The organism is Stappia sp. BW2 (assembly GCF_008107695.1).
GTDB lineage: Bacteria > Pseudomonadota > Alphaproteobacteria > Rhizobiales > Stappiaceae > Roseibium.
In genome coordinates, this window is the sequence record NZ_VIRG01000056.1 from 166,181 (window position 1) to 186,933 (window position 20,753).

General features: G+C 57.7%; 17 protein-coding genes. 13 read left to right on the plus strand and 4 right to left on the minus strand.

What is annotated here, in order from left to right; translation table 11 throughout:
• The first annotated feature begins 323 nt into the window (after positions 1 to 323).
• The 10 genes from hemE (at position 324) to FMN63_RS07545 (ending at position 11,592) form a co-directional block, all read left to right on the plus strand.
• Entirely contained in the window at positions 324 to 1,352 is a 1,029-nt protein-coding gene (hemE, locus tag FMN63_RS07500) for a uroporphyrinogen decarboxylase (protein WP_162855002.1), read from the plus strand.
• A gap of 4 nt (positions 1,353 to 1,356) precedes the next feature.
• Positions 1,357 to 1,785, plus strand: coding sequence for a protoporphyrinogen oxidase HemJ (hemJ, locus tag FMN63_RS07505; protein ID WP_148583332.1), 429 nt, complete (start codon positions 1,357 to 1,359; stop codon positions 1,783 to 1,785).
• Positions 1,786 to 2,085: 300 nt separating this feature from the next.
• The gene (gene rho, locus FMN63_RS07510) at positions 2,086 to 3,351 is read left to right on the plus strand and encodes a transcription termination factor Rho (protein ID WP_148583333.1); all 1,266 of its coding nucleotides are present in this window, start codon (positions 2,086 to 2,088) and stop codon (positions 3,349 to 3,351) included.
• A gap of 132 nt (positions 3,352 to 3,483) precedes the next feature.
• A complete protein-coding gene (locus FMN63_RS07515; RefSeq protein ID WP_148583334.1) occupies positions 3,484 to 4,059 on the plus strand; it encodes a GNAT family N-acetyltransferase in 576 nt (191 codons plus the stop codon).
• Positions 4,060 to 4,129: 70 nt separating this feature from the next.
• Positions 4,130 to 4,699: a GNAT family N-acetyltransferase gene (locus FMN63_RS07520; protein WP_148583335.1), complete on the plus strand. Its 570-nt coding sequence runs from the start codon at positions 4,130 to 4,132 to the stop codon at positions 4,697 to 4,699.
• Between the two features lie 848 nt (positions 4,700 to 5,547).
• The gene (mnmE, locus tag FMN63_RS07525) at positions 5,548 to 6,897 is read left to right on the plus strand and encodes a tRNA uridine-5-carboxymethylaminomethyl(34) synthesis GTPase MnmE (RefSeq protein WP_148583336.1); all 1,350 of its coding nucleotides are present in this window, start codon (positions 5,548 to 5,550) and stop codon (positions 6,895 to 6,897) included.
• A gap of 298 nt (positions 6,898 to 7,195) precedes the next feature.
• Entirely contained in the window at positions 7,196 to 9,082 is a 1,887-nt protein-coding gene (gene mnmG / locus FMN63_RS07530; protein WP_148583337.1) for a tRNA uridine-5-carboxymethylaminomethyl(34) synthesis enzyme MnmG, read from the plus strand.
• A gap of 14 nt (positions 9,083 to 9,096) precedes the next feature.
• Positions 9,097 to 9,738 carry a 16S rRNA (guanine(527)-N(7))-methyltransferase RsmG gene (gene rsmG, locus FMN63_RS07535; RefSeq protein WP_148583459.1) on the plus strand — a complete coding sequence of 214 codons (642 nt, stop codon included), beginning with the start codon at positions 9,097 to 9,099 and terminating at the stop codon, positions 9,736 to 9,738.
• 19 nt (positions 9,739 to 9,757) lie between these two features.
• Entirely contained in the window at positions 9,758 to 10,582 is an 825-nt protein-coding gene (locus FMN63_RS07540) for a ParA family protein (protein ID WP_148583338.1), read from the plus strand.
• Positions 10,583 to 10,689: 107 nt separating this feature from the next.
• Entirely contained in the window at positions 10,690 to 11,592 is a 903-nt protein-coding gene (locus tag FMN63_RS07545; RefSeq protein ID WP_148583339.1) for a ParB/RepB/Spo0J family partition protein, read from the plus strand.
• Between the two features lie 400 nt (positions 11,593 to 11,992).
• Here FMN63_RS07545 and holA read toward each other — a convergent pair whose 3' ends face one another.
• From holA to leuS, 3 genes are read right to left on the minus strand one after another with little or no spacing between them, the layout of a single operon-like run.
• The gene (gene holA, locus FMN63_RS07550; RefSeq protein WP_148583340.1) at positions 11,993 to 13,033 is read right to left on the minus strand and encodes a DNA polymerase III subunit delta; all 1,041 of its coding nucleotides are present in this window, start codon (positions 13,031 to 13,033) and stop codon (positions 11,993 to 11,995) included.
• Between the two features lie 24 nt (positions 13,034 to 13,057).
• Positions 13,058 to 13,633, minus strand: a complete 576-nt coding sequence (locus FMN63_RS07555; protein WP_209000997.1) for a hypothetical protein — start codon at positions 13,631 to 13,633, stop codon at positions 13,058 to 13,060.
• Entirely contained in the window at positions 13,620 to 16,241 is a 2,622-nt protein-coding gene (gene leuS, locus FMN63_RS07560; RefSeq protein ID WP_148583341.1) for a leucine--tRNA ligase, read from the minus strand. The genes FMN63_RS07555 and leuS overlap by 14 nt, the downstream gene beginning before the upstream one ends.
• Before the next feature lie 304 nt (positions 16,242 to 16,545).
• Here leuS and FMN63_RS07565 point away from each other — a divergent pair, with 304 nt between their 5' ends.
• On the plus strand, positions 16,546 to 17,217 hold the full coding sequence (locus FMN63_RS07565; protein ID WP_148583342.1) for a YggS family pyridoxal phosphate-dependent enzyme: 672 nt from the start codon (positions 16,546 to 16,548) through the stop codon (positions 17,215 to 17,217).
• Between the two features lie 392 nt (positions 17,218 to 17,609).
• Positions 17,610 to 17,840, plus strand: a complete 231-nt coding sequence (locus FMN63_RS07570; RefSeq protein ID WP_148583343.1) for an EF-hand domain-containing protein — start codon at positions 17,610 to 17,612, stop codon at positions 17,838 to 17,840.
• A 139-nt stretch (positions 17,841 to 17,979) separates the two neighbouring features.
• On the opposite strand, the gene FMN63_RS07575 is transcribed toward FMN63_RS07570, so the two are convergent.
• Entirely contained in the window at positions 17,980 to 19,419 is a 1,440-nt protein-coding gene (locus FMN63_RS07575; protein ID WP_209000998.1) for a TrkH family potassium uptake protein, read from the minus strand.
• A gap of 252 nt (positions 19,420 to 19,671) precedes the next feature.
• On the opposite strand from FMN63_RS07575, the gene FMN63_RS07580 reads away from it, so the two are divergent.
• Positions 19,672 to 20,664 (plus strand): TRAP transporter substrate-binding protein, encoded by a 993-nt coding sequence (locus FMN63_RS07580; RefSeq protein WP_148583344.1) that lies wholly within the window; start codon positions 19,672 to 19,674, stop codon positions 20,662 to 20,664.
• Positions 20,665 to 20,753: the final 89 nt, after the last annotated feature.

Sequence of the window (20,753 nt, forward strand, 5' to 3'; positions counted from 1 at the left end):
AAACGAGCGGAAACTGATGCCGAAACGGTTGTGCATGGATGTGGATTCACAATGGCGCTGTGACATATCGACAGATTGTCCACTGACGCCCAAATTCTTAACGAAACGTAAATAAGCCGACAAGTGATTGTAATTCAATTCGTAATCCTGTTATCGACTCCTGGGGAGGAAATCTGCTTAACAAGTTGCGGATTTTTTCCCGCCGAGAAAATCGGGCTGATGGATTGTGGATAGAAAATGATCCCGGTAATCCACGCTCAAATAGAAAAAACAGATTCAAAATAAGAATCTTTATTGGTTTGAAATGTGGGAAAGGCCACCTCATGAAATCCCAAGACAGGTCCGTGATGCGGGTACTCTCCGGAGAGAAGCTCTGGCCACCCCCCGTCTGGATGATGCGTCAGGCCGGACGCTATCTTCCCGAATATCGCGAAGTGCGTTCAAAAGCAGCGAACTTCCTGGAGTTCTGTTATACGCCCGACCTTGCAACGGAAGTCACTCTCCAGCCGATCCGCCGGTATGGTTTTGATGCAAGCATTCTGTTCTCCGACATTTTCGTCGTGCCTGACGCCATCGGATATCCGGTTCGTTTTGAAGAAGGACGTGGTCCGGTTCTGGAACCTCTGTCTTCCGATCTCGTAGATCGCCTGGAACAGGAACGAGCCGAGGATCATCTTAAACCGGTCATAGAGACGGTTTCTCGACTGCGAGCGGAACTGCCACAGGAAACAACCCTGTTGGGCTTCTGCGGCGCTCCCTGGACCGTTGCCTGCTATTCTGTTGCCGGTCACACCACGCAGGATCAGATTGCCGCCCGAGTGGGGGCCTATCGCGATCCCGATCTGATGCAGCGGTTCATCGATCAGCTCGTCACCGCTTCAATCCGCTATCTCATCCGTCAGCTCGAGGCAGGTGCAGACGCGGTCCAGATTTTCGATACCTGGGCCGGGGTTCTGGATGAAGCCGGGTTCAAGCGCTGGTCGATCGAACCGACCCGCCGGATCGTCGAAGGTGTCCGGGCCGTGCGGCCGGATGCGAAGATCATCGGCTTTCCAAAAGCATCATCCGCACGGATGCAGGCCTTTGTGGACGGAACGGGTGTGGATGCGGTCGGTTTCGACTGGACGGCTCCCGATCAAGTGGCGCTCGACATTCAGAAGAAGGTTCCGATCCAGGGCAATCTCGACCCGATGCGGCTGGTTGCCGGCGGCAAGGCGCTGGAAGAGGGCGTTGCGCATATCCTCAAGACGTTCGACAAGGGGCCATTGATCTTCAACCTTGGCCATGGTGTGACCCCGGATGCGGATCCGGACAATGTTGCCCGCATGGTCGAGCTGGTCAGGAAGGGATAAGCGCATGGATCTCTTTCTCTGGATCAAGGCGCTCCACGTCATTTCGATCATCGCCTGGATGGCGGGAATGCTCTACCTGCCGCGGCTGTTCGTTTATCATGCCGCAACGGAAGTCGGTTCGGAACAGTCCGAGACTTTCAAGATCATGGAACGACGGTTGCTCAAGGCAATCATCAACCCGGCGATGATCGCATCATGGGTCTTCGGGCTGTGGCTCGCCTGGGAACTTCAGGCCTGGCACGATGGTTGGTTCCACGCAAAGTTCACATTGGTTCTGATCATGTCCGGAGTTCACGGTCATCTCGCCAGCTGTGTTAAGAAATTCGCCAGGGACGAGAACAAAAGGTCGCAGCGTTACTACAGGATACTGAACGAAGTTCCGACCGTGCTGATGATCGGAATCGTCATATTCGTCATCGTCAAACCGTTTTAAGCGGCAGAAAACAAACAGCGAAGACGGCCGCAGGACTGCGGCTGTCATTTTCATCTTTCCAATTCCAAATGCGGCGCTAAGAAACTGGCAGAAATCCGGGCTTGCGCTTTATTCCAAATCAACGTATCTTTCGCGCATCTTCATACGGCGCTGTGTTCGTTTTCAGTCGCTCCGCGATCGCCGTACAATCTGGACACATCTAAAAGTCTTTCAGATATCTTCTGGCCGACCCATCCATCCGGCGCAGAACGACCCTTCCAAACCTGAATCCATCACAACGAAAAAAAAGACCCCTACTCGATGCGGGAAATGAAACTCAAAGACCTAAAACTAAGAACACCGACAGAGCTGCTCCAAACTGCCGAGGAGCTTGAAGTCGAGAACGCCAGCACCATGCGTAAGCAGGAGCTGATGTTTGCCATCCTGAAGAACCTAGCTGCTCAGGATGTGGAGATTATCGGCGAAGGTGTCGTTGAAGTCCTGCAGGACGGCTTCGGCTTTCTCCGGTCTCCAGATGCGAACTATCTGCCGGGCCCGGACGATATCTACGTCTCGCCCTCGCAGATCCGCCGCTTTTCGCTGCGGACAGGGGACACCGTTGAAGGCCAGATCCGCAGCCCGAAAGAGGGTGAACGGTATTTTGCTCTTCTCAAGGTCAATACAATCAATTTCGAAGATCCGGACAAGGCCCGGCACAAGGTTCACTTTGACAACCTGACGCCGCTTTATCCGGATGAACGGTTCCGGATGGAGATCGAAGATCCGACCATCAAGGATCTTTCCTCCCGGGTTATCGACCTGGTGGCGCCTCTCGGCAAAGGCCAGCGTGCGCTGATCACCGCGCCGCCACGCACCGGTAAAACGGTGTTCCTGCAAAACATCGCAAAATCCATCACCACCAATCATCCGGAATGTTATCTGATCGTTCTCCTGATCGATGAACGTCCGGAAGAAGTAACCGACATGCAGCGGACGGTCGACGGCGAAGTGGTTTCCTCCACGTTCGACGAGCCGGCTGCGCGCCACGTTCAGGTTGCCGAAATGGTGATCGAGAAGGCCAAGCGCCTGACCGAGCATGGCCGCGACGTTGTCATCCTGCTCGATTCCATCACCCGTCTCGGACGTGCGTACAACACCGTTGTGCCGTCTTCGGGTAAGGTGCTTACCGGTGGTGTCGATGCCAACGCCCTGCAGCGGCCGAAGCGCTTCTTCGGTGCTGCCCGTAACATCGAAGAGGGCGGGTCGCTGACCATCATCGCAACCGCGCTGATCGATACCGGCAGCCGCATGGACGAAGTCATCTTCGAAGAGTTCAAGGGTACGGGTAACTCCGAAATCATCCTCGACCGCAAGATCTCCGACAAGCGCGTTTACCCGGCGATCGACATTCAGCGCTCCGGCACCCGTAAGGAAGAGCTTCTGGTTCCGGCCGAACGTCTCAAGAAGACGTTTGTGCTGCGCCGGATCCTCAATCCGATGGGAACGGTCGATGCGATCGAGTTCCTGCTCGACAAGCTCAAGCAGACCAAGTCCAACGACGACTTCTTCGACAGCATGAACACTTGATCCCAAACGGATCGGGTTCTATTCAAAGGCGCGGCCCGCAAGGGTTCGCGCCTTTACTTTTTGTTTAGATTTGATCAGCCCACCACCGTGTTTCACGTGAATCCTGTCACATTCTGAATCGGACCCGATCTGATGACTGATGCTTCTTTTTTGCTGGAGACAGAGCGCCTCCTGCTGCGCCCTTGGAAGAACGAGGATCTGGAGCCTTTTGCCGAGCTCTGCGCAGACCCGGAGGTGATGCGGTTTTTTCCCGAAGTGCTGACGCGGGAAAAGTCTGATTTGCTGGTTTCCCGATGCAGAGAAAAAACTGCAAATGACGGGTTCAGCATGGCGCCCGTCGAAGTGAAGGCCACGAGAGAATTTCTAGGTTTCGTCGGTTTGAACGTTCCGGCCTATGCTGCACCTCTGCCATTCGATCCATGCGTTGAGATCGGCTGGCGCTTGAAACGGTCTGCCTGGGGCAAGGGTTATGCAAGCGAGGCTGCCCGGGAGTGGCTTCGATTCGGATTTGAAACCATCGGGCTTGAAGAGATCGTTGCCTTTACGATTCCGGACAATCTGCCTTCACAGAAAGTGATGAAGCGCATCGGCATGACCCGCGACCTGGAAGGGGACTTTCTTCATACCAGTCTGCCGGCGGATCATCCGATTGCGAAGCATGTACTTTATCGCCTGAAGAGATCCGACTGGATGTCCGGGGCGAAGTGAGCGGGCATTCAAATCTGATCTGAAAATCAGATTCACGTGAAACAGACCTGCATTACCTCCAGTTCAGACAATGACAAGCACCTTCAAGATTGAAACCGAACGGTTGGTACTGCGCTGTTGGGCGGAAGCACATATTGACCCCTGTGTGCACCTTTGCGCAGATCCGGAGGTGATGCGGTACTTTCCTGACGTGCTGACCCGTGATCGGACCATGAAGTTGATCGGGATGTTTCAGGACTGTTTTGAAAAGCACGGTGTTTTGTACGCGCCGATTGAACTGAAGGCGTCAGGCGAGTTCATCGGATTCGCCGGACTGGATGTACACGATGAAGAAGCGCTGCCTATTGGGGCCTGTGTCGATATCGGTTGGAGACTGAAGCGGTCAGCATGGGGCCGGGGGTTTGCCAGCGAAGCTGCTCGCGCCTGGCTTCGATTCGGCTTTGAAACCATTGGCTACGAAGAGATCGTTGCCTTCACTGTTCCTGGCAATATTCCCTCGCAGAAGGTCATGACACGAATTGGCATGACGCACGATGAGACGGGTGACTTCCAGCACCCAAAGCTTCCAGAGGGACACGCCTTCAAGCGGCACGTACTCTACAGGATGACGAAGGACGATTGGCAGAGGCGGACTGGGTAAGGGTTTGGCCGAGCCGGTGATAAACCCGAGCAAAGATTCACGTGAAACAGAAACGGGGTCATGCCGGTGTCGGAATTTGTTTCACGTGAATCCATAACGTTGAATCGGCTCCGATCCAACTAGAGGACTTTTGAGCAGGGGAAGACGAGAGGGCTCTTCTTCAACTCTGGTTGGCTCTCACCCATGAACCCAACGTTTATCCCAACTGTGCCTTGACTGGCGGATGGTGTTTTTGAAACAGGTGAAACCATCCTGCGACCAACCCTGCATGGTCATTCCCAGAACGTCCTTCGATATCCAGGGATGACAGAAATGTCCTGGATGCCATTGCCGGGGGTGAAACCGGCGCAGGGGACTTATGGACCTTCTGAAGTTAGCCGTCAGTGTTTCACGTGAATCAATCAACTTGAATCGGTTCCGAATTCAAATTCCAGCATTTCCAATCTTGGTTCCATGACGTCTGTCTCTCTTGGAATTGGTCCGGGCATGCGCGAGAGCTCTGAACCTTCGGGTGAACGTGTATGAGATCACGGTTCATCAAAGAACCATTTCCTCATGCCTCACCGACAAGTGTTGCGAATACCCGGATCAAGGAGCGACAGCCTTGACGATGGTGATGCACTGAGTGAGGAGACATGGGATCTGTGGGCTCTTTGCGAGACCTCGCCAGACGCGGAGCTTTTCCACGCAGACCAGTTTCTCGCAGCCAATTGATTCACGTGAAACAGATAGGCCTGCGGAACCACTCGCTTCGATTCGGTGGCGGAATGGCGTGGCTTGTTCTTTTCCGCCGTGACGAGACTTGATAAAGAGGCGGTCCACGTACCGACGTCGAACCGGAAGACACCATGGCTGACACGATCTTTGCGCTCTCCAGTGGAGCAGTCCCTTCGGGCGTTGCGGTGATCCGTGTGTCCGGGCCAGGCACCAGGGAGATCGTTGAGGCGCTGGCGGGCAGGGTGCCGGAACCACGCAAGACAATGCTTGCCAAGCTGCGTCACCCGGAGACGGGTGACGTCCTGGATGAGTCTCTGGTGCTCTATTTCGAGGGGCCGGCAAGCTTTACCGGAGAGGATGTTGCAGAGTTCCAGTGTCATGGTGGACGTGCCGTTGTCTCAGGTCTTCTGTCCGTGCTTTCTGCATTTCCCCAGTGCCGCCCAGCTGAAGCAGGGGAGTTCACCCGGCGCGCATTCGACCGGGGCCGGATGGATCTGACGGAAGTTGAGGGTCTGGCAGATCTCATTGCCGCAGAGACCGAGAGCCAGCGCAAGCAGGCCGTCCGACAGATGGGCGGTGCTCTCGGCAATCTTTATGACGATTGGCGGAAACGCCTTATCCATATGCGGGCGATGATCGAGGCGGACTTTGATTTTGCCGACGAGGAAGATGTTCCGGGCAGCGTTGCCGAAGAGGTCTGGTCCGAAGCAAGGCAGCTTCAAACCGAGATCGCAGAGCATCTGGAAAAGTCTCGCAGCGGGGAACGCCTGCGCTCGGGCCTTCAGGTGGTTCTGATGGGTGCACCGAACGCCGGCAAGTCCAGCTTGCTGAACGCCATTGCCGGACGGGAAGTTGCCATTGTTACCGAAGAAGCCGGCACGACCCGGGATGTCATCGAGGTTCACCTGGATCTGGCAGGTTATCCCGTGACGCTGGTCGACACTGCGGGTCTTCGGCAGACAGAGGGTGTGGTTGAGAAAGAGGGTATTCGCAGGGCAGAAGAACGGGGCCGGGGAGCAGACCTGATCCTGTGGGCCGTAGAGCCGGGCGGGGTGGAGCATGACGATGCGACTGCCGGTCTTCCGCACGATCTGCGAAGCAGCGTACCTGTCTGGACGGTTCGTACGAAGGCCGATCTTGAGACTCTTCCGGAACAAGACTCTTCCGGAACGATCCAGGAAATTGCTTGTTCCAGCACAAGTGCCGAGGGGATGAACCCGCTTTTTTCGCGCCTCACACGTTTTGCTGAGGAAACAATTTCCCTTGGTGAAGCTCCACTGGCAACACGGGAGCGGCACCGTCATTATCTAAATGACTGCCTGTCGGGGTTGCGAGCGGCCGTTGAACTGGACCATCTACCGGCAGAGCTTCGTGCAGAAGACCTCCGTTCGGCTGCCGATGCGCTGGGGCGGATCACCGGCCGGATCGATGTTGAGGATCTGCTCGATGTGATCTTCCGGGACTTCTGTATCGGCAAATGACCTGTTTCACGTGAATCATTCCAGGCGAACTGTGGATCGGTTCACTGCCGGAACATGTTTCACGTGAATCATTTTCGCGGTGGTGGAGGCGAAATGATCTGCCGTACCAGACGATGTATCTGTTCGCGGAAATTCCGCTTTGACCTCCAGCAGCGTCACACGTATAAGTCTCGGTGAACAAGTGCCGGTTTGTGCGGCCTGTGATAGTCTGGCCAAGGCCGGACAATGATCCCGAAAACCGAACCGGACAGACCCGAACCCGACACCCAGCTGCCGGGTCGCGTGAGCGGTAGAGACTATGAACGAACTGGACCTGACATTCGACGTAGTGGTGATTGGCGGTGGGCACGCGGGCTGCGAAGCCGCGGCGGCATCTGCGCGCGCCGGTGCCACGACTGCGCTGGTCACCCATCGCTTCGACACTATTGGCGTAATGTCCTGTAACCCGGCCATTGGTGGTCTGGGGAAGGGTCATCTCGTACGAGAGATCGATGCGCTCGACGGATTGATGGGACGGGTCGCCGACAAGGGCGGGATCCAGTTTCGCATGCTCAACCGGCGCAAGGGGCCTGCTGTTCGTGGGCCTCGTGCCCAGGCGGATCGCAAGCTCTACCGGGAAGCGATGCAGCGCGAGATTGCTGCGGTCGAAGGTCTGAGTGTTGTTGAGGGGGAAGCCCACAAGATCCGGTTTGACCGAGACGGCGAGACACGTTCTGTTTCCGGGATCGAATTGGCCGATGGCCGAGTGATCAACTGCCGCGCCATTGTGCTGACGAGCGGAACGTTTCTCCGCGGCCTTATTCATATCGGCGACAGGAAGATCCCGGCTGGCCGGTCCGGTGAGGCTCCGGCGCTTGGACTGTCTGAATCGCTTGAGCAGATCGGCTTCGATCTTGGCCGCCTCAAGACGGGTACACCTGCACGGCTGGACGGGAGGACAATCCACTGGGACAAGCTCGAAGAGCAGCCCGGTGATGAGGACCCGATCCCGTTTTCCACGTTGACGGACAAGATCGTAACGCCTCAGATACCGTGCCACATCACACGCACAACGCCTGAGACCCATCGGATCATTCGCGAGAACCTCTCCCGTTCCGCAATGTACTCGGGTGAGATCAAGGGACGGGGCCCGCGCTATTGCCCGTCCATCGAAGACAAGATCGTTCGCTTTGGCGACAGGGACGGACACCAGATCTTTCTGGAGCCGGAAGGGCTGGATGATCACACGGTCTATCCGAACGGCATTTCCACATCTCTGCCCGAAGACGCACAGATCGCGTTTCTGAAGACCATTCCGGGTCTGGAAGACGTGGTGGTATTGCAGCCGGGCTACGCGATTGAATATGACCATGTCGACCCGCGCGAGCTGCGTCCGACACTGGAAGCCAAGCGCTGTTCCGGTCTTTACCTGGCTGGCCAGATCAACGGGACGACCGGATATGAGGAAGCAGGGGCGCAGGGTCTCGTCGCTGGCCTCAATGCCGCGCTGAAGGCTGCCGGCAAGGAACCGTTCGTGGTGGACCGGTCTGAAGGCTATATCGGTGTCATGATCGACGATCTGATCACCAGAGGTATCACCGAACCGTATCGGATGTTCACGTCCCGCGCAGAATACCGGTTGTCGCTGCGGGCGGACAATGCGGACCAGCGTCTTACTCCGTTGGGTATCGCGATTGGCTGCGTGTCGGAAACCCGGCGCTGTGCCTTCGAAAGCAAGTTGGCCCGGATCGCCGCGGCCCGGGATCTTTTGACGAACCTGACGGTGACACCGTCAGAAGCGCAGAAAAAAGGATTGCCGGTGAACCAGGATGGCATTCGCCGGTCGGCGTTTGATCTGCTCTCCTATCCGAATGTTACCTTTGAAGGCCTGACGCATGTCTGGCCGGAACTGAAAGATATCGATCCGGCGATTGCCGAACAGGTTGCGACCGACGCGCTTTACGCTGTTTACCTCGACCGTCAGATGGCGGATATCGAAGCGTTGAAACGCGATGAAGCCTTGTCGATCCCTGATAGTTTCGACTACGAAGCGATCACCGGTCTCTCCAATGAAGTGCGCCAGAAGCTGATCGATGTTCGCCCGGCAACCCTTGGTCAGGCGTCACGAATGGACGGCATGACACCAGCCGCACTTACCCTGATCCTGTCGCGTCTGAAACGTCAAAGCCAGAAGGGGGCTGCCTGATGGGCCGCCCAGTGATGTTGAATACATCTGGACAGGTTGTGCATAAGTATGGGGATGTTTCACGTGAAACGTTGAACCGGCTCCAGATCTTTGTCGATCTCGTCTTGAAGTGGCAACCCGCACAAAACCTGATCGCGCCGTCGACGATCCCCGATATCTGGACGCGTCACGTGGCAGATAGCCTGCAAACCCAGTGGAGTTTTCCCGAGGCGCGCACATGGGTGGATATCGGCAGTGGCGGCGGTTTTCCGGGTATTGTCACGGCTATCCTTCTGGCCGATGAACCAGACGCTCATGTCCACATGATCGAGAGCAATCAGCGCAAGGTCGCGTTTCTCAGAACGGCTCTGAGGGAAACAGAATCTAAGGGAACGGTGCATCCGGGCCGGATCGAATCGGTTGCGAAAGATTGGAAGCACGACCCGGTGGACGCAGTGTCGGCACGTGCATTGGCTTCGCTAGACCTGCTTTTTCAGCTCTCCGAACCGTTCACGGCGGCAGGAGCAAAGGCTGTTTTCCACAAAGGTCAGGATTTTCAGCGAGAAGTTAACGAAGCTACTGCCCGTTGGCAGTTCGACATGATAGAAAAAGACAGTCTTGTTGATCCAATGAGCCGGATGCTTCTTTTCTCAAATATTTCAGCCCGGCCGGAGTAGCCAGGAAGGTGTCGTAGCAATGAGCATGCTTCCCGAAATGCCGCGCGTTCTCGCGCTCGCGAACCAGAAGGGCGGGGTGGGCAAAACCACGACCGCTATTAACCTCGGCACGGCGCTTGCTGCGATTGGCGAAAAAGTTCTGGTGATCGATCTTGATCCGCAGGGCAACGCCTCGACAGGTCTGGGCATCGAACATCGTGACCGGGGCCTGTCGACCTATGAAGTTCTGAGCGGCGACTGTTCCCTGGCCGAGGCCGTTCGCGAAACCGCGGTGCAGCGCCTCTGGGTGGCACCATCAACCATGGACCTTCTGGGCCTTGAACTGGAAATTGCTTCCACAAGCGATCGTGCGTTTCGGCTGCGCAGCGCCATCGAGAACCTGACCCAGTCGCGTCTGTTCCAGGAAATCGGTTTTACCTATGTCCTGGTTGACTGTCCGCCGTCGCTGAACCTGCTGACGATCAACGCCCTGTCCGCATCGCATTCCATTCTGGTACCACTCCAGTGCGAGTTCTTCGCGCTTGAAGGCCTCAGTCAGTTGCTCAGCACGGTTGAGCAGGTGAAGAATGCGCTGAACCCTGAACTCAGCATTCATGGCATCGTCCTGACCATGTACGACAGCCGTAACAACCTCTCCAGCCAGGTGGTCGCCGACGTGCGCGAAACCATGGGCGATGCGGTTTACGAAACGATCATTCCACGCAACGTTCGTATTTCGGAAGCTCCGTCCTACGGCAAGCCGGCGCTGCTTTACGATCTGAAGTGTGCGGGCAGCCAGGCCTATCTGCGGCTGGCGTCCGAGATCATTCAGCGTGAGCGCGAATTGCGACGCGTTGCGGCATAAGGCAGGATCGATTCGGCTCCGATCTGGCAAGTTTTGAGGCATGGTGGCGGAAGAGGCACAGTCACCATGCGTTATCCTATTGAATTATAAAAAGAAAAAGGTGCGGTATGGCGGAAAAAGACGTCAAGAACAAACGTTTGGGCCGTGGTCTGGCGGCGCTGATCGGAGATTCAGCTCCCGAGTCGGCCGCACCGCCTGAAAAGATCATTCGCGATTCCCGCAGGGTTCCGATTGAGCATCTTGAACCGAACCCGCGCAACCCGCGCAAGACCTTCACCGAGAAGGACCTGGGCGATCTTTCGGAATCGCTGAAGGCAAAGGGCATTGTTCAGCCGATCCTGGTCCGTCCGGCAGCAGGGAAGCCCAACCGCTTCGAGATCATTGCCGGCGAACGCCGCTGGCGGGCGGCACAGCGGGCAGGGCTGCATGAAGCGCCGATCATCATCCGCGACGTGACTGATCAGGAAGCGCTTGAGCTTGCCATCATTGAAAACGTGCAGCGCGCCGATCTCAATCCGATCGAAGAGGCGATGGGCTACGAGCAGCTCACGGCCGAGTTCAGCTACAGCCAGGGCGAACTCGCCAAGGTGATCGGCAAGAGCCGCAGCCACGTCGCCAACACGATGCGTCTGTTGAAGTTGCCGAATTCGGTGAAGGACTATCTGGCCGAAGGCCTGCTGACAGCCGGCCATGCTCGCGCCCTGATCACTGTTGACGATCCCGCGGCTCTGGCGGAGTTGATCGTGGAAAAGGGCCTGACGGTTCGCGACGCGGAAAAGCTGTCGCAGGATCCGGATGCCCTCGCCAAGATCACCGGCAAGAAAACGCCGGGCGACAAGCCGCAGAAGGACGCTGACACCAAGGCTCTGGAAAAGCGGCTGACCGACACACTGGGCCTGAAGGTGACCGTTGGTCACAAACCAGGCAAGGAAACCGGCGATCTCAAGATCAAATACACCTCGCTCGAACAGCTTGACGAGCTTTGCAAGAAGCTGGGTGTCGAAACATAATAAGTTATTGAATTTATTTATCAATTAAGAAGCCGAAGCATATCTTGCTCCGGCTTTTTTTGATTGTGTCAAGCTGCCACCCCTACACCCCTCATCCTGAGGAGCCGCAGTAGCGGCGTCTCGAAGGACGGGCCACCGGTTCTGGAGTTTGCCGCCCATCCTTCAAGACAGCGCTTGGGCGCTTTCTCAGGATGAGGGGAAGATATCCGGGGCGATGTTGGGCTTCGGAATAAGATTAGCGGAGGTTGGTAAGGAGCGTCCTAGCGCCGCTGGTGAGGCACGCTGGGGAACAAACCGCCCACACCTCGAGACAGCGCTGCGGCGCTTCCTCAGGATGAGGGCGCGTGTGAGACCATAAAGAATACAGGGAGGCTCAGGGAGAGGAGCAGAGGGTGGTCTTTTACCGCCGCTGTTGTCGTGCTCTGGCGGCTCTGCCGAGCTTGAGGAGGGCCTCGGAGAGGACAGGGACGCCGAGGGCATCGTTGAGGCGCGAAATGCGTGTGGCCTCGCTCAGAATATCCATCGCGCGTTCCAGGTCGCTCAGCGACCAGATCCGCAGCTGCTGGGTAAACCTTGGTTTGCGGGAGAAGAAGATTGGCGGGCGTTGCCCGTCAACGACGGCCTGAGCGTTTTTGCCTTGCTCGATATCGATTCGCATCCGATGCAAAAGCTGAAAGTGTTTCAGGGTCTGGTTGGCGATGACAGATGCCTTCGAGCCGGCTTCCGCAAGCCGTTCCAGACCGTGATCCAGCATGGCAAGGTCACCTGATGCTGCCGCGTCGATCAGTTCGGACATTTCGAAGGCCGATGCGTCACCGATGATGGCCTCGACGTCTTCGCTATCGATCCGGCCCTTGTTGAGGGCATACAGGCAGAGCTTTTTCAGTTCGCCGCGGCTGGCCATGCGGTCGCCGCCCAGAAGGCTGTGCAGGGCCGCGCGGGCTTCGCGGGTCACCGACAGACCGGCTTCTCGGGTTTCCTCATCGATCAGCTGATCAATGCCCCTGTCGTTATCGGCGTAACAGGGCAGGGCTACGGCGCGTTTGTGCGGTTCGATCAGCTTTCTGAGGCCGGCACCCTTCTTGATGTCGCCGCCTTCCAGAACCACCAGGGTTTGCCAGTCGTCGTGCTTGAGAACCGGCTCTACCGCCGAATTGAGATTGCGCGAGGAGGCATCCTTCACCCACACGATCCTGCGGCCGCCAAACAGCGGAACGGTCAGAACTTCGTCAATGAGCCGATTCGGATCCGAACCAAGATCCGAGGCATCAAGCTTGATCAGATTAAACGGATCGCTTTCGCCTTCAGAGGCCTTGTTGACGAGGCGGGTGGCGCGTTCCGAGACAAGTCCGGTATCAGGGCCAAAGATCAGAACAACGCCGCCAGCCTCCGGAGGATTGGCAACGAAACGGTCGATCTCCGCAGCTTTCAGGACGGTCACGGCCGTTTGCCTCCAGGGCCTGGGTTACGACTGGCTGGCGAAATAGCCGGCAATCCGGGCGGCGATATCGTCGGCAACAGCCTTGGCAACACGTTCCTGCGCATTGCGGTAGGCACGGGTGTTGGCAAATCGCTGGTTGGAGAAGTCGTAGGAAGCGGACTTGAATGCCCGGCCGGTCATCAGGGTTTCGTTGGTTGCCAGATCACTCAGAACGAAAGTGGAGTTCATCGTGGTCGTATAGGCGGACGGCACGTCGGAAAACTGCTCCACGCCGACTTCCGCGCTACCGACGTCCATCAGCACCTTGAGACGATACTTCTTGGCGCCTGAGCCTGCGCCGCGCTCGAACCGGTAGGTCAGCTCGTTGTAGAGGACGCGCGATGCATCGTTGTTGGCAAACTGGCTGGAGATGGACTCCAGTTCAATGGCTGCAAGTTCGCTCGCCACGGAAGAGGGGGCAGAGCCGAAGTCGCCCGTGCTGCTGCCATAGAGCGGGCGAACCTGGCAACCGCCCAGGGTCACGGCGGCGGCAAACGCGGCGCAAAGGGCAGCGCGCCGCAACGCGCCGCTGTTCAGGAAGAGGTTGTTAAACAACGACATTCACGATCCTTTGCGGTACCACGATGATCTTCTTGGGCGCCTTGCCTTCAAGAGCTTTCTTGACGGCGTCGAGGGCCAAGGTAGCCGCTTCGACCTCGTCTTTGGAAGCCTCTTTTGCAATCGTCAGTTCACCGCGTTTCTTTCCGTTGATCTGGATCGGATAGGTGACGGTGTCGTCGGACAGCAGCGCTTCGTCGGCCTTCGGCCAGTTTGCCTCCGAAATCAGATTGTCGTGGCCGAGTTCGGACCAGCATTCTTCTGCCAAATGCGGCATCATCGGAGCCATCATCTGCACCAGATAATCGGCTGCCTCACGCACCGCATATTCGGTGCCGGCATCCGCTGTACCGTCGTTGAAGACCTTGCTGATGGTGTTGACCAGTTCATAGAGACGGGCCACGGCCCGGTTGAAGCCAAGGCCTTCCAGATCGGCAGAGACGGCAGCCAGGGTCTTGTGGCTGGCGCGGCGCAGGTCAAGCGCCTTTCCGTCGACGCCTGGAGCCTTGCCGCTACGGGGCTCGGTCTTCTCGGCGATGTCGCCGATCAGGCGCCAGACGCGCTGAACAAAGCGCCAGGCACCCTGCACGCCGTCCTCGGTCCAGATCACGTCGCGCTCGGGGGGGCTGTCGGACAGCATGAACCAGCGGGCGGTATCGGCGCCGTAGGTGTCGATGATGTCTGTCGGGTCGACAGTGTTCTTCTTCGACTTCGACATCTTCTCGATAGAGCCGATGGCAACGTCCTCGCCGGTCTCGACGAGCATCGCGCGGCGCTTGCCGTCAACATCCTCGATGCGGATCTCTGACGGGGCGATCCAGCGGCCGTTGGCGCCTTCGCCGATACGATAAGTCTCGTGCGTCACCATGCCCTGCGTGAACAGGCCCTTGAACGGTTCTTTCAGATCCAGCGCGCCCACTTTCTGCATCGCCCGGGTGAAGAAGCGGGAATAGAGCAGGTGCAGGATCGCATGCTCGATGCCGCCGATATACTGGTCGACAGGCAGCCAGCCGTTGGCCGCCTTCGGGTCTGTCGGCTGGTCGCAGTCCGGAGCCGTGAAGCGGGCGAAATACCAGGAGCTGTCCACGAAGGTGTCCATGGTGTCGGTTTCGCGCCGGGCAGGCTTGCCGCATTTCGGGCATGAAGTGTTGCGCCAGGTCGGGTGACGGTCAAGCGGGTTGCCTGGCTTGTCGAAATTGATGTCGTCCGGCAACTGAACCGGCAGGTTTTCGTCCTTTTCCGGAACTACACCGCAATCATCGCAATGAATCACCGGGATCGGGCAGCCCCAGTACCGCTGGCGCGAAATGCCCCAGTCGCGCAGGCGGTAGTTCACCTGGCGTTCGGCCTGTGATGCTCCGTCGACAGTGATGGCTTCCAGTTTCTTTGCCACCGCTTCCTTGGCGTCCTGAATGGAGAGACCGTTCAGGAAATCGGAGTTGAAGATGGTGCCGTCGTCGGTAAAGGCTTCATCCGCCACATCGAAGGTTGCCGGATCGGCGTCCTTCGGCAGCACGACGGGCGTGACGGGCAGGCCGTATTTGCGGGCGAAGTCCAGGTCGCGCTGGTCATGCGCCGGGCAGGCAAAGATCGCGCCGGTGCCGTAATCCATCAGAATGAAGTTGGCGACATAGACCGGCAGCTCGATGGAGGCATCCAGCGGATGCTTGACGCGCAGGCCAGTATCGATGCCTTTTTTCTCTGCCTTTTCAATGGCCTCTTCGGATGTACCGACCCGGCGGCATTCCTCGATGAAGGCTTTCAGTTCCGGATTGCTTTCCGCCAGCTTGGTCGAGATCGGGTGATCCGGCGACAAGCCCATGAAGGAGGCCCCGAACAGCGTGTCCGGACGGGTGGTGAAGATTTCCAGCGTCTTGTCGCCGGTGGGGGCAGCTTCAGTAAACTCGAAGCGCACACGCAGACCTTCGGAACGGCCGATCCAGTTCTTCTGCATCAGGCGCACCTTGTCCGGCCAGCGGTCGAGCGTGTCGATCGCTTCCAGCAGGTCTTCCGAATAGTCGGAAATCTTGAAGAACCACTGGGTCAGTTCCCGCTGTTCCACCAGCGCGCCGGAGCGCCAGCCGCGGCCGTCGATCACCTGCTCGTTGGCCAGAACCGTCATGTCGACCGGGTCCCAGTTGACCTTGGCGTTCTTGCGGTAGACGAGACCGGCTTCCAGGAACTTCAGGAACAGGCGCTGCTGCTGGGTGTAATAAGCGACATCGCAGGTCGCGAATTCCCGGCTCCAATCCAGCGACAGGCCCATGATCTTGAGCTGGTCGCGCATGGTGGCGATGTTCTCATAGGTCCAATCCTTGGGATGGACCTTGTTCTGCATGGCCGCGTTTTCCGCCGGCATGCCGAAGGCGTCCCAACCCATCGGATGCAGAACGTTGAAACCCTTGGCGCGTTTGTAACGGGCAACCACATCGCCCATGGCGTAGTTGCGCACGTGGCCCATGTGGATGCGGCCGGACGGATAGGGAAACATTTCAAGGACATAGTATTTGTCGCGGGGATCGTCATTGTGGGTGACGAAAACGTCCTTGTCGTTCCAGACCTTTTGCCAGCGCGCTTCAACTTCGCGCGCGTTGTACCGTTCCGTTGCCATCTATTGTGCCGTTTGTTCTTGCCGCCGGATGCGGCGGATTTCCTGAAAGATTGACTGCCGGACTGTCACCAGAAATCGCGTCCGGGGTCAACATGTGAGAAGAGAATGATCTTGCAGATGCCTGTTTATTTCGCAACGCGGCATTCGTAAAGCTGTGGGATGGCAGCTTCCGGCCTGTTTTGCGCTCAAATGCACCTCCGGCGTCAGGGCCAACCGAAAGAGCTCTTGAGATTGAAGGTCGAGCGGGCATAAGAGAGGGGATGCCCGGACGGGCAGAGCGCCCGGCAAATTGAAGGACCAACCGATGACCTCCGCAGCAGACCGACTGGCAAATGTTAAGGCAGACATCCGAAATGCCGAAGCCGAGTTCGGGAGGGCCGAAGGGTCGGTGACGCTTATCGCGGTTTCCAAGACCTTTGACGCGGATGAAATCCGTCCGGTGCTCAGCGCGGGTCAACGGGTGTTCGGCGAGAACCGGGTGCAGGAAGCCATGCACAAATGGCCGGGGCTGCGCGAGGATTTCGAGGGCATCGAACTGCATCTGATCGGCCCGCTGCAATCCAACAAGGCCAAGGAAGCGGTCGCGACCTTTGATGTCGTGCACACTGTGGACCGGCCGAAAATTGCCAGGGCGCTGAAAGCCGAGATGGAAAAGCAGGGCAGGGATCTGCCGTGTTTCGTTCAGGTGAATACGGGCGAAGAGCCGCAAAAGGCAGGCATTGCGCCGAAGGATGTCGATGCCTTCGTGAAAGAGTGCCGGGAGGACGTCGGGCTGAACATCGTCGGACTGATGTGCATTCCGCCGGTGGATGAAGCGCCGGGCGAACATTTTGCGCTTCTGGAAAAGATCGCCGCCCGCAATGGCCTTGAGAAATTGTCCATGGGCATGTCTTCCGACTATCCGGTGGCGGTCGGCTTCGGGGCCACGCATGTGCGTGTCGGTTCGGCCATCTTCGGCTCGCGCGACTACCCCTGATCAGCTTCCGCCCGGCCAGTCTCGCCAGCGGATTCGCACGGTAGGTGCGAAGCGGGTCCGGCTTGTTAATTCAACGAATTTGTTTCGAATTTACAAATAAAATCAAATAGATAATCCAAGATCATTTTTGAGATAAGCCTAACAACTGCCCGAAATTGTCAAAAATGACGGGAGTTAGGCCTGCCTGTGGCTGATCGTAATACTCAACCACAACATTGCCGCGAAGGTTTCAAAGAGCTGCCCTTTGCGGGTCGCGATCGGCCCGCAGTGTCTGTCTCGTTCCGGTTCGGCGGGTCGCAGGGGCCTGGCGAACGGACGGAACAACAGGTGGATCCCACAGCCAACCGGCGCACGGGGCACCTGACACGACCCAAACCATTGGAGGTCATATCATGTCCAAACGTCTAACAGCTGCTCTTCTGATCGGTACATTCACCGCGTCTACCGCAGCGCTTGCCCAGGGCATGTCGTTCGAGGCGGTGGACCTCAATCAGGACGGTTACGTCAGCTACGAGGAAATCGCGGCAGCCGTCCCGACCCTTTCTGAAGACGCATTCAACGCGGCTGACAGCAACCAGGACAGCTTCCTGGATCCGGACGAGTTCGTAAACGTCCAGCCGTAATCAGGCTTCGGGCGATCAAAACCCCCCGTCGGCCGCATCTGCAGCCAGATCGCCCGAACAAGACCACCGCCGGTAAGGTCACGCCGGCGGTGGTTTTCTATATTCAAAGAGACTTGAAGACCTTCCGGCCGGATCGGGTTTAATCCAGCCAGAAATCGGGCGTCAGCAACAAGATGCCTGCGAGGATTTCAAGCCGTCCGAGGATCATCTGAACCGCCAGGAACCACTTGGCGAGATCGGGGAGGGACTGGAACGTGCCCGACGGGCCGATGGTTTCACCAACACCAGGACCGACATTCGCAAGGGCCGTGATGGAGGCGCTGAGCGCTGTCTCAAGATCGAGACCAAGCATCATGTAGACCAGCGAGAAAGCGGCGAAGGCTCCGGCATAAAGAACGGCGAACACCAGCACACCTTCCAGGACGGGATTTGAAACAGTCCGGCCCTGGTATCTTGGCTCGACCACACGGTGAGGGCGGATCATCCGCCGGAAGAGTCCCCGGATGTAGCTGCCGAGAATCGCGATCCGGAACATCTTGAATCCGCCGGATGTCGATCCGCTGCAGCCGCCGAAGAACGTCAGCACGAAGAAAATCGCGATGACCGGCGGGCCAAACTGCAGATAATCGTTGGCCGCATAACCGGTGGTGGTGATGACCGAGACCACGTTGAAAACCGCAAAGGTGAGCATCTGGAACGGGGTGTCGTGGGCAATGAAGCGCTCGAACAGGAAAACGCTGATCGAAGCTGCAGCCACAATGGCCAACAGCAGCATGATCTGGACGTCCTTCACCCAATGCCGACGTTCGATGCTGCGGATCAGATAGAGAAACGGCACGGCGGAGGCCAGCATGAACACCGAGGCGACCCAGTAGACGGCAAGACCATCGAATTGCCCGAAGGATTGATCGGACGTTGAAAAACCGCCGGTCGAGACGGTGGTCATGGAGTGGATCACCGCGTCGAAGAAGGTCATTCCGCACAGCAGATAAAGTGTGGCGCAGCTCAGCGAAAGGCCTGCATAAAGCGCCAGCAGCCGGTAGACGAACGGACCGACATGGCCATAGGGCTTGCTGGTGTTTTCTGAAGATTCCAGGGCAAAGAGCTGGCTACCGCCAACGCGCAGGCCCGGCAGAAGCCAGATCCCGATGGCAACCACGCCGATACCGCCAACCCATTGCAGCAGCGCCCGCCACAACAAGATGCCGGGGGGCAGGGTGTCGAGACCGGTCAGGATCGTCGACCCGGTGGTGGTCAGGCCCGAGGCGGTTTCGAAAAAGGCATCAGTAAAGCTGATGCCGAGGCCACTGAAATAGAACGGGATGGCACCGGCAAAGGAAAAGGCGAACCAGGCGGCATTGACGAACAGAATGGCCTCGCGGAACTGGCCCGGTGGCCGCTCTCCCTGAAAGGCCATGGTCATCAGCAAGCCGGCCGTTCCCAGAACAAGGGCCGACACCAGAAAGACCTGCCAGTCCGAGTTTCTGGCGAACACATCCGCGATCCCGGGGACGATCATCAAAACTGAAATCAGGATGAGCAATCGTCCGATTGGCAACGCAATGGCGCGGTAATTCATACACTGGACGTCCGCAACGGTCGGCTGTCAGCGCAGCCGGCGTGTGTGTCAAAAGACTTTCGTTATCGGCCTGTGCACCGCAAAATGCAAGGCCGGCCACCTCGATCCGCCCCTTATAACGCAAGGGACAACTGGAAAGACGACCGGGCGTACACGCTCCGCATCATCGTTTAATATGCACCAGCACTCTGGTTCATATTGACCGAACGGGGAGGCTTTGCCAGAGTGATTTCATAAATTTGGGAGGAAAACATGAAACCACTTTATTGGGCGCTTGGCGCAGCGATGGCGCTTGGCCTTGCAGCCGGTTCGGCGCAAGCCGCGGATACAACCCTGCGCATTTCACTGCAATTGCCTTTGACGAGCCATCTCGGCCAGAATCTCCAGCTTTTCAAGGAAGAAGTAGAGAAAAACTCCAACGGCGACATCGCGGTGGAGATCTATGATTCCGCTCAGCTCTACAAGGACAACGAAGTTCCGGCGGCGGTCGGCAGCGGCTCCATTGAAATGGGTGTTGCGTCCCTGACCCGATATGTCGGCGACATTCCCGCCGTCGACATCTTCTATCAGCCGTTCCTGTTCGACACCGAAGAAAAGGTCCGCAAGGCTGTTGCCAAAGGGTCTCCCGTCCGCGGACCGCTGGACGAAGCGATCGCGGAAACCGGGTCGACCGTGTTGTGGTGGCAGGCTTATGGCGGTTCCATCATGCTGTCGAACGGTGGCCCGCTGAAAACGCCGGACGATTTGAAGGGCAAGAAAGTCCGTGTCTTCGGCAAGACCCTTGGCGATTTCGTCTCCGTGGCCGGTGGTGCGCCGACGCTGATTTCCGGCTCGGAACAGTATCTGGCCTACCAGCGCGGTACGGTGGACGTCGGCATGACCGGCATTTCCGGCGTGAAGTCTCGCAAGCTCTGGGAAGTGATGGATACGATCACCGTCACCAACAATGCGGATATCGAGTTTATCGTCGTGGTGAACACGGATTTCTGGAACAGCCTGCCGGATGAGCACAAGAAGATCATCGAGGATGCTGCCCTGAAGGCGGAAGCCGATGTGCGTGACCGCATGTCCCAGATCGAGGCCGACGGTTACGAGGTTTCGAAGCAGAACGGCATGACGGTCTACACACCGACCGAGGAAGAAATGGCCACCTGGAAGAGCGTCAGCCAGCCGGTCTATGACAACTTCGTCGAAAAAGCAGGCCCGCTGGGCAAGCAGGTTCTTGATGCCGCTCAGAAATTCTGACGGATGATGAACGACAGAAGCGGCCGGAAACGACCGGCCGCTTCTCGTAACGGATACCGGATCTCCGGCGTCCTGCTCCGGCCTTGCCG